Annotated in this window: 13 protein-coding genes; 5 read left to right on the top strand and 8 right to left on the bottom strand. The window is 65.8% G+C overall.

Annotated features, from left to right (window positions below; genetic code table 11):
* The first annotated feature begins 22 nt into the window (after positions 1-22).
* From infC to V6B08_RS04735, 3 genes are all read left to right on the top strand, one after another.
* On the top strand, positions 23-565 hold the full coding sequence (gene infC / locus V6B08_RS04745) for a translation initiation factor IF-3 (protein ID WP_341981584.1): 543 nt from the start codon (positions 23-25) through the stop codon (positions 563-565).
* A gap of 173 nt (positions 566-738) precedes the next feature.
* Entirely contained in the window at positions 739-1,728 is a 990-nt protein-coding gene (locus V6B08_RS04740) for an NADPH:quinone oxidoreductase family protein (RefSeq protein ID WP_341978576.1), read from the top strand.
* Between the two features lie 6 nt (positions 1,729-1,734).
* Positions 1,735-2,967, top strand: coding sequence for a class I SAM-dependent methyltransferase (locus tag V6B08_RS04735; RefSeq protein ID WP_341978575.1), 1,233 nt, complete (start codon positions 1,735-1,737; stop codon positions 2,965-2,967).
* A gap of 89 nt (positions 2,968-3,056) precedes the next feature.
* On the opposite strand, the gene V6B08_RS04730 is transcribed toward V6B08_RS04735, so the two are convergent.
* From V6B08_RS04730 to rplU, 6 genes are all read right to left on the bottom strand, one after another.
* Positions 3,057-3,626: a nicotinate-nucleotide adenylyltransferase gene (locus tag V6B08_RS04730; RefSeq protein WP_341978574.1), complete on the bottom strand. Its 570-nt coding sequence runs from the start codon at positions 3,624-3,626 to the stop codon at positions 3,057-3,059.
* Positions 3,627-3,661: 35 nt separating this feature from the next.
* Positions 3,662-4,936, bottom strand: a complete 1,275-nt coding sequence (locus V6B08_RS04725) for a glutamate-5-semialdehyde dehydrogenase (protein WP_341978573.1) — start codon at positions 4,934-4,936, stop codon at positions 3,662-3,664.
* A gap of 24 nt (positions 4,937-4,960) precedes the next feature.
* Entirely contained in the window at positions 4,961-6,076 is a 1,116-nt protein-coding gene (gene proB / locus V6B08_RS04720; protein ID WP_341978572.1) for a glutamate 5-kinase, read from the bottom strand.
* Positions 6,073-7,092: a GTPase ObgE gene (gene obgE, locus V6B08_RS04715; RefSeq protein ID WP_341978571.1), complete on the bottom strand. Its 1,020-nt coding sequence runs from the start codon at positions 7,090-7,092 to the stop codon at positions 6,073-6,075. The genes proB and obgE overlap by 4 nt, the downstream gene beginning before the upstream one ends.
* Positions 7,093-7,178: 86 nt before the next feature.
* A complete protein-coding gene (rpmA, locus tag V6B08_RS04710; protein WP_341978570.1) occupies positions 7,179-7,439 on the bottom strand; it encodes a 50S ribosomal protein L27 in 261 nt (86 codons plus the stop codon).
* A gap of 30 nt (positions 7,440-7,469) precedes the next feature.
* Positions 7,470-7,781, bottom strand: a complete 312-nt coding sequence (gene rplU / locus V6B08_RS04705; RefSeq protein ID WP_341978569.1) for a 50S ribosomal protein L21 — start codon at positions 7,779-7,781, stop codon at positions 7,470-7,472.
* A 226-nt stretch (positions 7,782-8,007) separates the two neighbouring features.
* Between rplU and V6B08_RS04700 the strand changes: the two genes are divergently transcribed.
* A complete protein-coding gene (locus V6B08_RS04700; RefSeq protein WP_341978568.1) occupies positions 8,008-8,940 on the top strand; it encodes a diacylglycerol/lipid kinase family protein in 933 nt (310 codons plus the stop codon).
* 12 nt (positions 8,941-8,952) lie between these two features.
* Here the strand turns inward: V6B08_RS04700 and V6B08_RS04695 are convergent, their stop codons facing one another.
* Positions 8,953-9,372: a tellurite resistance TerB family protein gene (locus tag V6B08_RS04695; RefSeq protein ID WP_341978567.1), complete on the bottom strand. Its 420-nt coding sequence runs from the start codon at positions 9,370-9,372 to the stop codon at positions 8,953-8,955.
* A gap of 172 nt (positions 9,373-9,544) precedes the next feature.
* On the opposite strand from V6B08_RS04695, the gene V6B08_RS04690 reads away from it, so the two are divergent.
* Positions 9,545-10,516: an alpha/beta hydrolase gene (locus V6B08_RS04690; protein ID WP_341978566.1), complete on the top strand. Its 972-nt coding sequence runs from the start codon at positions 9,545-9,547 to the stop codon at positions 10,514-10,516.
* Here V6B08_RS04690 and V6B08_RS04685 read toward each other — a convergent pair.
* Complete coding sequence (locus V6B08_RS04685) at positions 10,491-13,274, bottom strand: ATP-dependent DNA helicase (protein ID WP_341978565.1); 2,784 nt, start codon at positions 13,272-13,274, stop codon at positions 10,491-10,493. The genes V6B08_RS04690 and V6B08_RS04685 overlap by 26 nt on opposite strands.
* Positions 13,275-13,294 lie beyond the last annotated feature (20 nt).

Genomic DNA, 13,294 nt, shown 5'->3' with positions numbered 1-13,294 from the left:
TCAACATCGACAGGAGTTTCCCATAGCCCGCCCACCCTTCCAGCCCGCACCGCCGCCCAAGACCGATGGCCCGCGGGTTAATTTCGAGATCGACGTACCCCAGGTCCGCCTGATCGATGCCGCCGGCGAGAACCGGGGCGTTGTTTCCATCCGCGAAGCCCTGCGCCTGGCTGAAGAAGCCGGCTTGGACCTCTGCGAAATCTCGCCCAATGCGGCGCCGCCCGTGGCCAAGATCCTGGATTTTGGCAAATACAAATACGAGGCGCAGAAAAAGGCCGCCGAGGCCCGCAAGAAGCAGAAGGTCATCGAGATCAAGGAAATCAAGCTGCGTCCCGGCATCGACACCCATGACTATGAGGTGAAGATGAAGGCGATGCACCGCTTCCTCGAGGAAGGCGACAAGGTGAAGGTCACCCTGCGCTTCCGTGGCCGCGAAATGGCGCACCAGGAACTCGGCATGAAGGTACTGGACCGCGTGCGCGAGGATCTGGTGGACAAGGCCAAGGTGGAGCAGACACCGAAGATGGAAGGCCGCCAGATGACTATGGTGATGTCGCCCAAATAGGGCACTACATATTTCTCGTCATGGCCGGGCTTGACCCGGCCATCTTTTTATCCAGAAATCGCTTCAAGAGATGCGCGGATCACTGTAAGCGCGCGAGCGCCATAGGCGCTCGTGGGCGCACAGGCCCAAAGGGCCAGAGCGCGCATGACGATTAAAAGAGGGCAGGGAAAGTGATGAGCAGCAGCGTGAAAGCAATGATCGCCAAGGCCTGGGGTGGGCCGGAGACCCTGGTCTATGAAGACCTCGCCTTGCCGGAGCTTGGCCCCCGCCATGTCCGCATCCGCGTGCACGCCGCCGGCCTGAACTTCCCCGACACGCTGATGATCGCCGGCAAGTACCAGTTCAAGCCAAGCTTCCCCTTCGCGCCGGGCATGGAATGCGCCGGCGTGGTGGAAGCTGTGGGCGAGAAGGTGCGCGACCTCAAGCCCGGCGACCGCGTGCTCGCCACCACCGGCCATGGCGCGTTTGCTGAAGCCGTGGTGACGGAAGACCGCAACGTGTTCAAGATTCCGGACAGCATGAGCTACGAAGTGGCCGCCGGCTTTCCGATCACCTATGGCACCACCTATCACGCCCTGGTCGACCGCGGCCGGCTGAAGAAGGGCGAAGTGCTGCTGGTGCATGGCGCGGCTGGCGGTGTCGGCCTCAATGCCGTGGAACTGGGCCGCGAACTCGGCGCCACCGTGATCGGCACCGTGGGTTCGGATGAGAAAGCCGCCATCGTGAAGGAATACGGCGCGGCGCATGTCATCAACTACTCCAAGGAAAGCATCAAGGACCGGGTGAAGGAACTCACCGGCGGCAACGGCGCCGATGTGATCTATGACGCCGTCGGCGGCGATGCCTTCGACCAATCCTTGCGCTGCATCAACTGGGATGGCCGCCTGCTGGTGATCGGCTTCGCCTCGGGCCGCATCCCGGAAGCGCCGGCCAACATGGCGCTGATCAAGGGCTGCTCGATTGTCGGCGTGTTCTGGGGCGCCTTCGCGGCGCGCGAGCCGGAAAAGAACCGCGCCAACTTCGCCGCCCTGTTCAGCCTGTTCCAGCATGGCAAGCTGAAGCCGCATGTCTCGGCAAGCTTCCCGCTGACGCAAGTGCCGCAGGCAATGCAGGCCCTGCTCAGCCGCAAGACCACCGGCAAGGTGGTCATCACCGTGCCGTGACGGGCTGTGACTGACGCCGTTCAGCAGCAATACGAAGCCTATCCCTATCCGGCGCGCGATCCGGCCGAGGAAGCGCAGCGGCTGATTACCGGCAGCCCGAGCTTCCTGCCGGAAGTGAACCATTATCTCTTCGCCGGGCGGCGCGATTTCCGCCAGCCGTTCCGCGCGCTGATCGCCGGCGGCGGCACCGGCGACGGCTTGATCCAGCTTGCGCAATTCCTGCAACTGACCACGCAGCAGCTTGGCGGACCGCAGCATGAGGTGGTCTATCTCGACGTCTCCGCTGCCTCGCGCCGCATCGCGGAAGAACGTGCCGCCGCACGCGGCCTGACCAATATCCGTTTCCTCACCGGCTCGCTGCTCGATATCGCCCGCCTAGCACCTGGGCCTTACGATTACATCGAAAGCTGCGGCGTGCTGCATCATCTGCCCGTACCGGCGGTTGGCCTGGCCTGCCTGGCGACGCAGTTGGGTCCAAAAGGTGGCCTCGGCCTGATGCTCTATGGCAGCTATGGCCGCGAAGGCGTCTATCCGTTGCAGGCCGCCTTGCGGCAATTGCTGCCCGAAGATGCTGCGCCGGAAGAAAAAGTGGCGCTGGCGCGGCGGCTGCTCAACGACCTGCCGGAAGGCAATGCCTTCCGTCGCAACCCGTTCCTCAACGATCACAATAGCGGCGATGCCGGCCTCTATGACCTGCTGCTGCATGCCCAGGACCGCGCCTACACGGTGCCGGAAATCGTCGAGCTGCTCGACAGCAGCGACCTCGAGCCGGTCGCCTTCATCGAGCCCTGCCGTTATGACCCCTTGAGCTACCTGAAAGACCCGGACCTGCGCGAGGCGGCCACCGCGCTGCCGCAGCTTGAACAGGCAGCCCTCGCCGAACGGCTTTGCGGCAGCCTCAAGACGCATGTGCTCTATGCCGCGCCGCGTCACCGCGCGGCGGCCTGCATCGCCTGGCCCGACGACCCGGCGCTGATCCCCGGCCTGCGCGGCCTGCCCCATGCAGCGCTGGCCGCCAGCCTGGAAAAGACCGGCAAACTGGTGGTGACTTTCGAGCGCGACCGCCTGGAATTGCCGGCGCCGGAAGGCGCGGGCCGCATCGCGGCGTTGATCGACGGACGGCGGACCTTAGGCGAGATCGCCGCCGCGCTGGATATGACCTGGCCGGCTTTCCAGGACGCCTATGCGCCGCTGCATGCCCTGCTCACCGGCGTCAACCGGCTGTATCTGCGGCTTTGAATATCCGTCGTCATGCCCGCACTTGATGCGGGCATCTTTCTCCACTTGGCATGAGACCCTCGGGTCAAGCCCGAGGGTGACGAGAGTTCTCAGGAAGACCCGCGCTTCGCCCGTATCGCCGTCGCGCTCAGTGGATTGAGCTTGGTCTTGAGATAGATGAAAGCCGGCGTCGGGCGCGAGGCCAGGGCGGTTGCGTCATGCTGCGCCGCGCGATGGGGCCGCAGCACCTGCGCCACCAGGCTGTTGGATGCCTTGAGGCTGTAGCCCGGCCGGTCCAGCACCGCGATCGGCATAAGCGCTGCAATATGGCGCCAATCCTGCCAATGCCGCATCTGGCTTAAATTATCCGCGCCCATCAGCCAGACGAAGCGCAGGCTGGGATAATGCCGGCGCAGGTGGCTCAGCGTATCCACCGTGTAACGGGTGCCGAGCTTCTGTTCCAGCGCGGTGACGATGATACGCGGATGCGCGGCAATGCGGCGGGCTTCCGCCAGCCGCTGCCTGAGCGGCGCCATGCCTTTGATCGGCTTCAGCGGATTCTGCGGGCTGACCAGCCACCAGACCTGATCGAGCCCGAGCCGGTGCAACGCCGCCAGGCTGATTTCACGATGCGCCGCATGCGCCGGATTGAACGAGCCGCCAAGCAGCCCGATGCGCAAGCTCTGGCGCGAGCCGAAAGGCGGCGGCAGCTTGATCAGGGGCGCACCTGGCCGTTGCCGTGGACGAGATACTTGAAGGTGGTGAGTTGTTCGACACCGACCGGGCCGCGCGCATGCATCTTGCCGGTGGCAATGCCGATTTCGGCGCCAAAGCCGAATTCACCGCCATCGGCGAATTGCGTCGAGGCATTATGCAGCAGGATGGCGCTGTCGATGCGGCGCATGAAGTCGGCGGCATGAGCATCATCTGCCGTGAGGATGCTCTCGGTATGATGCGAGCCGTAGCATTCGATATGGTCCACCGCCGCATCCAGGCCATCGACCACGCGCACGGCAATGATGGCATCGAGATACTCGGTCGCCCAGTCTTCCTCGGTGGCCGGCTTGACGCGGGGGTCAACAGCCCTCGTCTCGGCATCGCCGCGCACTTCGCAGCCGGCATCGAGCAGCATCTGCACCAGCGGCTTCAAATGCGTCTTGGCTGCCGCACGCTCAACCAGCAGCGTCTCCGCCGAGCCGCAGACGCCGGTACGGCGCAGCTTGGCATTCAGCACCACGCGCTTGGCCATCTCCAATTCGGCGGACGCCTCGACATAGACATGGCAATTGCCTTCGAGATGGGCGAAGACCGGCACGCGGCTTTCCGACTGCACGCGCGCCACCAGGCTCTTGCCGCCGCGCGGCACGATCACGTCCAGCCATTGCGAGGCCGCCAGCATGGCACCGACCATGGCGCGGTCGGTGGTCGGCACAAGCTGGATCGCCGCTGCCGGCAGGCCGGCTTCGCGCAGGCCGGCGACCAGGGCTGAATGGATGGCGCGGCTGGAATTGAAACTCTCCGAGCCACCGCGCAGGATGCAGGCATTGCCGGCCTTGAGGCAGAGCCCGCCGGCATCGGCGGTGACATTCGGGCGGCTTTCATAGATCACGCCGATGCTGCCAAGCGGCGTGCGCACGCGCTGGAAGCGCAGGCCGTTGGGCCGGGTCCATTCCGCCGTGACGGCGCCGACCGGATCGGGCAGTGCGGCGATGTCTTCCAGGCCGATGGCGATGCTCTCAATGCGCTTGTCGTTCAGTTCCAGGCGGTCGAGCAGCGCAGCATTCAGGCCCTTGGCCTTTGCCGCCGCCATGTCTTCCGCGTTGGCCGCCAGGATCGCTGGCGCGGTGGCCCGGATCGCCTTGGCCGCTGCCAGCAGGGCGCGGTTCTTCTGCTCTGCTGAAGCGATGCTGAGCTGCTGCGCGGCGGCACGCGCCGCCCGGCCCAGGTCATTCATCAATTCGGTAGCATCGGTCTGGATCAGCGCGTTCATGGTAGAGCCTATCTAGCGCGGTCCCTAGCGCAGGACCAGATCATCGCGATGGATCATCTCGTCGCGCCCAGCGTAGCCGAGAAGCGCTTCGATTTCATGGGATTTGTGGCCCGCGATGCGGCGGGCATCCTCGTCGGCATAGGCCGAGAGGCCCTGGGCGATCAGGTTGCCTTCCGCATCCACCACCTGCACCGCATCGCCGCGCTGGAAGCGGCCATGCACGGCGGTGACGCCGGCCGGCAGCAGCGAACGGCCGCGCTTCAGCGCCTGGGCGGCGCCGGCATCGATGGTGAGCATGCCGACGGCATTGAGATGGCCAGCAATCCACTGCTTGCGGGCTGTCGCCGGCGAACCGGAAGCGCGGAACCAGGTGCAGCGGCCACCCTCGAGAATCCGGCGGATCGGATGCAGCTTCTTGCCGTTGGCGATCACCATGGCGCAGCCGGCGCCAACGGCGATCTTCGCCGCCATGATCTTGGTGATCATGCCGCCGCGACCGAAGCCGGAGCGCGACACACCGGCCATCGCCTCGATTTCCGGCGTGATCGCCTTCACGTCACCGAGGAACTTGGCCTCCGGATCAAGGCCGGGATCGGCGGTGTAGAGCCCGTCGATATCGGACAGCAGGATCAGGCTGTCGGCGGAAATCATCTGCGCCACGCGGGCGGCGAGGCGGTCATTGTCGCCAAACCGAATCTCGGCGGTGGCAACGGTGTCGTTCTCATTCACCACCGGCACTACGCCGAGGCCGAGCAGGGTCTTGGCCGTCTCGCGCGCATTGAGGTAATGCCGGCGCGATTCTGTGTCGCCGAGCGTGAGCAGGATCTGCGCCGTCTTGAGGTCATGCTTGCCCAAGGCTTCCGCCCAGGCGGCGGAAAGGCGGATCTGGCCTGCGGCAGCCGCTGCCTGGCTTTCCTCCAGCCGCAAAGCGCGCGGCTCCAGCCCGAGCACGCGGCGGCCCAGCGCGATGGCGCCCGACGACACCACCAGGACCTCTTTGCCCTGCTCACGCAAGGCGGCAATGTCTTCCACCAGTGCCTGCAGCCACTGGCCGCGCAACGTGCCCTTCTCGCCATCGACCAGCAGGCTCGAGCCGACCTTGACGACGACGCGGCGCGACTTGGCAAGATGCTCGCTCATGCGCCGGTGGCCTCTTTCTCTTCGGCGCGGGTGGCGGCCACCTGCTCGTAGAGCGCCTGCACCACCGCATCGATGCCTTCGCCGGAAACACCCGACAGCACGAAGATCGGGCGTTTGGCGGCACGCTTCAGTTTCTGGATCTTGGCCTTCAGTTCATCGGGCGGAATCGCATCCGCCTTGTTCAGGCCGATGATTTCCGGCTTGTCCTCAAGCCCGGCACCATAGGCCGCCAGTTCCTTGCGGATCATGCGCCAATGCTTCACCGGCTCAGGCTCGGTGCCATCCAGCAGATGCAGGATCACGGCGCAGCGTTCGACATGGCCCAAAAAGCGCGTACCAAGGCCGGCACCTTCGGAGGCACCCTCGATCAGGCCGGGCAGATCGGCGAGCACGAATTCATGGTCCTTGAAGCGCACCACGCCAAGCTGCGGCTTCAGGGTGGTGAAGGGATAATCGGCGATCTTCGGCTTGGCGCGGCTGACGCGGCTTAGGAAAGTCGACTTGCCGGCATTGGGCAGGCCGACCAGGCCAGCATCGGCGATCAGCTTGAGCCGCAGCCAGATCCATTTATTCTCGCCCGGCCAGCCGGGATCGCCACGGCGCGGCGCGCGGTTGGTGGCGCTCTTGAAATGCTCGTTGCCATGACCGCCATCGCCGCCCTTGCACAGCAGCACGCGCTGGCCGATCTCGGTCAGGTCGGCGATCAGCGTCTCGCCATCCTCATCCAGAATCTCGGTGCCCTTGGGTACTTTCAGCACCACCGCCGGGCTGTCGGCGCCGGTGCGGCTGCGGCCCATGCCATGGCCGCCGCGCTGGGCGCGGAAATGCTGCTGGTAGCGGTAGTCGATCAGCGTGTTGAGGCCATCGACGCATTCCACCCAGACATCGCCGCCACGGCCGCCATTGCCGCCATCGGGGCCGCCATATTCGATGAATTTCTCACGCCGGAAGCTGACGGCGCCGGGACCACCCTGGCCGCTCTCCACGTAGACTTTGGCTTGATCAAGGAACTTCATGATTTTGACTCATCGGAAACGAAAAAGGGGAATGGCCTGCGCCATTCCCCTCAAATTCGTCTCAACCTTGGGAAGGCGCGTTTAGATCACGCCTCCGCCGGGAGAACCGATACGTAGTCGCGGCCCTTCTTGCCATCGTGGAACTTGACCTGGCCATCGGACAGCGCGAACAGGGTGTGGTCCTTGCCGAGACCAACATTCTTGCCCGGATGCACCTTGGTGCCGCGCTGGCGCACGATGATGTTGCCAGCGACAACAACCTGGCCGCCGAACTTCTTCACGCCGAGGCGCTTGCTCTGGGAGTCGCGGCCGTTGCGGGAGGAACCGCCAGCTTTTTTGTGAGCCATAGTCTTCTCCTAAATCCTGCGAACCGGGCCTTAGGCCGCGATGTTGGTGATCTTGACCGACAGGTAATCCTGGCGGTGGCCGTTCTTACGGCGGGAATTCTGCCGGCGGCGCTTCTTGAAGATGATCAGCTTTTCGCCACGGGTGCGGCCGATGACCTCGGCTGTGACCTTGGCGCCGGCCAGGAAGGGCTTGCCGAGCTTCACGGCGCCATCGCCGCCCACCGCCAGCACCTTGTCGAACTCGATGGTGGCACCGGCTTCACCGGCGACCAGCTCGACTTCGAGCACGTCGCCCGCCGCCACCTTGTACTGCTTACCGCCGGTCTTGATCACTGCGAACATTAGGGCCAATCCATGTAAAAAGGCGGCGCTCCGCAGATGCGGCGCCACCGGAATTCCGAGGTGGCGCACTATAGCCGCCGAAACCCCCCTGTCAACCCTGGATTCCGATGGCAACCCCGGATTCCGCGTCATCCACAGGGTCAGCCAATCGCACGAATGTTCCTTCTTTGATCCTGTCACGAAACTATCGCTGCCGCCCATGGGCCGAATCTGCTAAGCGGGCGGGATGAACCCGTCCGCCTACCGCCGCCGGCTGCTGATCATCTACAACCCCACCGCCGGCCGGCGCAAACGGGCCCGGCTGGAGGCCTATCTCGACCTGCTGGAAGAAGCCGGCTGCGCGGTGGAATACCGCCCGACAACCCGGCGCGGCGATGCCGAAGCCTTCGCCAATGACGCCATGGCCGAGCGCTATGATGCCGTGGTGGCGGCCGGCGGCGACGGCACCATCGCCGAGGTGGCGAACGGCCTGCCTAAAGCTGGCGCCGCGCCACTCGGCATCTTTCCGCTCGGCACCGCCAATGTGCTGGCCGCCGAGATCGGCCTGCCGCTCGACCCGCCGGCGGTGATGGACGCCGTGCTGCGCGGCCCGGCGCGGGACATCTATCCCGGCTTCGTCGCAAGCGGTGGCCCGGGAGATAAAAATACGGAAGATAAAAATATTGTGCGGCTGTTCACCATCATGGCCGGCGTCGGTTTTGACGCCCATGTGGTGGCCGACCTGCCGCTCAAATTGAAACGCACGCTCGGCAAGGGTGCCTATGTGGTCGAGTCGCTGCGCCAGCTCATCTCCTGGCCGGGACGCACCTATCGCCTGGAGATCGACGGCCAGAGCCATGAGGCCTGCTCGGCGATCATCGCCAAGGGGCATTTCTATGCCGGCCGCTTCATCTGCTGCCCGGATGCCCGGCTGGATGCGCCGGATTTCCAGATCTGCCTGCTGCGCAAACCGGGCCGGCTCGGCGTGCTGCGCGCTTCCGTGGCGATGACGCTGGGTTTCCTGCCCCGCCTGCCGGAAATCACCCTGCTGCGCGGCAAATCCGTGAGGATCAGCGGCATGGCCGGCGACCCGGTGCAGGCCGATGGCGATATCGCCGGCCACCTGCCGGCCAGCGTCACCGTTGGCGAACGGCCGCTGAAGCTGATCATGCCGCGCTAGGCTGGGTTGGCTTTAGTGTTTGCCCAGGCCGCGAAAGCGGGCGCGGGCGCCGCGTTCGATGGCGGCGGCATGCAGGCGTTCGACGCCAAGCTCATGCCGCAGCATTTCCAGCCAGCGCAGTTCCGACTGTTCGGCATTGCCATCCACCGCCACGATATCGCAGGCCAGCGCATAGGCGGTTTCGACCAGATCCGCCGGCACGGCTTCCTTGACCAGGCCGAGGGCGGCGGCAATGCCATCCTCGTCATCGAGCAGGGCGACGCAATCGCCGGTCGCCACCCGCATGGCATCGAGCGTGTAGCCACGGAAGACTGGCAGGCTGCGCACGGCAAAGGAGATCGACTCCAGTTCCGAATCCTTGATCCTGCCATCGGCCACGGCGGCGATCACCATGGCGTAGATCATGGCGGCTTGCGGCGAAATCGTCGTCATTACATCTCCTTGGGTGCTGCAGCGAACTATGCCGGGACCGCCAGGCCTGGGCAAGACCCGCGCCACACCGGCATACAGGCCAGGTACTGCATACAGGCGCGACGTGACAATCGACACAGTATCAATGCCGGCCCGCTGGCATTAGATTCGGCAACTTAACGTGAGGAAACCGATGCCGAACCTGTTCCGCCGTGCCGCCATTGCCGGCCTTGCCCTTGCATTCGGCATTGCCGCGCTGTTCGCCGGCCTGATCGTGTTCGGCACCAGCGCGCCGCCGCCGCCGCTGGCCGTGCTGCTGGAACCGGCCATTGCCCAGGCCCGCGCGCAGCAGGGCATGGTGCCGCCGCTGCTCACCTTCAAGAGCCGCGATGGCAGCGCGCTCGCCTATCGCCGCTACGAGGGCCGCCCGGATGCAGCCCTGTTCCTGATCCATGGCTCCACCGGTTCGGCGGAAGGCATGCATGCCATGGCCGAGGCGCTGCGCGCCGATAACGGCCCCACCATCATCGCCCTGGATATGCGCGGCCATGGCGCCAGCGGCCGGCTCGGCGATATCGATTTCATCGGCCAGATGGAGCAGGACCTGGAGGATGCGCTCAGCTTGGCGCCATCCGGCGCCAGGCTCGGCCTGATCGGTTTCTCGGCCGGTGGCGGCTTCGCCTTGCGCGTCGCCGGCACGACACTCGGCGAGCGCTTCGAGCGCATCATTCTGCTGGCGCCGATGCTGCATCCGCGCTCACCCACCTATCGCCAGAATGGCGGCGGCTGGGCGGTGGCGTATCTGCCGCGCCTGATCGCGCTGGCGGTGCTGGAGCAATCCGGCATCCATATCTATCAGCATCTGCCGGTGCTGGCCTTCGCGCGCCAGGACCGCGACGGCAGGCCTTACACCTATTCCTTCCGCCTCTGGGCCAATTTCAAGGCGCATGAAGACTATGCCGCCGATTACCGCCGCCAGAAACGCGCGCCATTGGTAATGATTGGTGCCGAGGATGAATTATTCGTCGCCACCGCCTATGAGCCGGAATTGAAGGCGATCCGTGGTGACGCCGAGGTGCGCGTGCTGCCGGGGCTCAACCACATCAACCTCAGCCTGCGGCCCGAAGCCTTCGCGGCGATCAGGGCAGAGCTGAGGAATTTCTGAGCGACGCCTGCATGCCGTTGAGGAACCCGCGCGTTTCGGCAACGGCTTCGGCGATGCCGACGCGCCGCACCTCGACGCTGGACGGGAAAGCCGAGAGCAGACGGCTCGGCAATTGCGCATCCAGCACGACGAAAACACCGAAATCATCGGCGCGGCGCAGCAGCCGACCATAGGCCTGCTTCAGCTTCAGCCGGGTCAGCAGGTCGTCATAGGCCTGGCCGCCGAACGCCGCGCGGCGTGCCTTATGCAGCAGATCGGGGCGCGGCCAGGGCACGCGGTCGAAGGCGACGAGGCGGAGCGCGGCGCCAGGCACATCGACGCCATCGCGCATCGCATCGGTGCCGAGCAGGCAGGAATGCTCCTCGGCGCGGAAGATATCGACCAGCGTGCCGTTATCCAGTGGATCGACATGCTGGGCATAGAGCGCGATGCCGGCATCGGCCAACGGCCGGATGAGGCGCTTCTGCACCGCGCGCAGGCGGAAGATGGCGGTGAACAGCCCAAGCCCGCCACCGCCGGCAGCGAGAAACAATTCGCGATAGGCAGCCGCCACCTGGTTCACATCGTCGCGCCGCACATCGGTAACGACATAGACGCGCGTGCGGTTGGCATAATCGAACGGCGAGGAGAATGACGCGCGCCGTGCTGGCTGCGGCAGATGCCGTGCGCCGGAACGGATTTCCGCATTCTGCCAGCTCTGTTCCGGCGCGGCATCGCCAAGCGCCGGATTGTGGTCGCGCAATGTGGCCGAGGTCACCGCCACGCCATGGGCCGGTTTGAGCACCGCTTCGGCGAAAGGCCGCATCGGATCGAGCCAGTGGCGGTAGAGGCCGAGATCGAGATCGTGGCCATTGTCGCGCTCCAGCGCGAACCAGTCGACGAAGTCCTTCGGCGTTTCAGTATCCAGGCTTTTCAGCATCGCGGCCCAGGCTTCCAGCGTCAGCTTGCGCCGCGTCAGGCCGCGTAGCGCGCCCTCGATGCGGCCGCGCGTGGCGCTGTCGAGATCGGCGGTATCGTCGTCGAGCTTGGCGTTCAGCGCCTTGATCAGCACTGCCATCGGCGAGAGCATTTTCTGCAAGCCGCGAGCGAAGTCGGCGGCAGCCTCTACCAGGGCCGGCAAGGGTTCGCGCGTCGGGCATTCCAGGCCATAGGGACTATCCGGCTCGCGGCTGCGCGCCAGTACCTGGCGACGCGCTTCGCTCAAGAATCTTTCGCCAATAGAAGGCGGCGGTGCGTCTGCTGGCTGCTCCTGCAGGCGCAGCGCCCAGCCTTCCGCCGGCAGTGCGCGCGCCGCCTCCATCAGATCATCCAGGGCATGACGCGTCGCCGTATCCTCGGTCAGCAGATCGCCGATACGGTTGCCCAAACCGCGCGCCCGGCTGCGGCGGCCGCCTTCCGGCCCGCGCAGCCAGCGGCGCAGTTCCATGCCTTCCTGGCCCGAGAGATGCGCGGCGAAGGCGCCATCAGCCGCCTCGAACAGGTGATGGCCTTCATCGAACACATAGCGCAGCGGCCGCGTGCCATCATCCTCGTTGCCGAGGGCGGCCTGGATCATCACCAGGGCGTGATTGGCGATCACCATATCGGCGCGCCGCGCCCGGCGCAGGCCGCGCTCGATGAAGCATTTGCGGTAATGCGGGCAGGCGGCATGAATGCATTCGCCGCGCTGATCGGTGAGGCCCAGCGTGCGGCCCCGGCCATGCAGGTCGATCAGCCAGGAAGGGAAATCGCCGCCGGCAATATCGCCATCGCGTGTCGCCTGCACCCAGCGCGCCACCAGGCCGAGCGCGATGATATCGACAGGCCGCGCCGCCGCCGACTGGCTCGCATCATCGAGATTGAGCAGGCAGATGTAATTCTCGCGGCCCTTGCGCACCACCACCTTCACCGCCTTCTCGGACGGGTTCGGGTAAAGCCGGTCGAGTTCGCGGTCGAGCTGGCGCTGCAGGTTCTTGGTATAGGTGGACAGCCACACCGTGCCGCCATTCTTCTCGGCCCAGACCGAGGCCGGCGCGATATAGCCGAGTGTCTTGCCGATGCCGGTGCCGGCTTCGCTCAGCACCATTTCCGGCATGCCGACCTCGGCGCGCGGCGCGAAGGCCAAAGCCGTGGTGACGGCATAATCGGCCTGGGCGGCGCGCAATTCCGACTGTTCGCCAAGCAGGCGCTGCAATCGCTCGCGCGCCTCGGCGGGCGAGACGCTTTGCGTATCGGGCGGCGGCGGCGGCGCGAAATCGGCCCAGTCCGGCAGGTCGCTCCAGACATCGAGACCAAGCCGCGATGGCACCCGCTCCGGCGCCATCGCTTCCATGGCGAACGGCGCCCAGGGCCAGCCGGCGCGCTGCATGGTGGCGGCGATGCGCATGACGCGGCGCAACCGGTGCGGCTCCAGCAGGCGCAATTCACTGAGCAGGATTTCCGCCGCGCGGCGCAAAGCCGGTGCGAGTTCTACGGCATGCGCTGGCTCTGGGATGCCGACGGCTTCCAGCACCCCGCGCGCAGTGGGCAGGCAGAAGCGCGCCGGACGCACGAAGGCGAAAAGGTCGAGCAGATCGAAGGCCGGAAACGGATTGAGGCCGAGACGCGCGGCCGTGGCGCGGCCATGCACCAGCAACGGCGCCACGGCGCGGGCACGGCGCCCGGCGGTTTCGGCGTCGAGTTTTTCCGGGCCGGTATTGCCGCTGCCTTCCAGCCAGATGGCGCCGGCGCCATCGGCCACCAGCACCGGCAGCCGCGCCAGTGCCGCCGCCAGACTCATACGCGGACCGGTATCATTAC

The organism is Ferrovibrio sp. MS7, from assembly GCF_038404985.1.
Taxonomy (GTDB): domain Bacteria; phylum Pseudomonadota; class Alphaproteobacteria; order Ferrovibrionales; family Ferrovibrionaceae; genus Ferrovibrio; species Ferrovibrio plantarum.
Note: the sequence above shows the minus strand (reverse complement) of the source record. Positions and strands in the feature narration are given on the sequence as shown.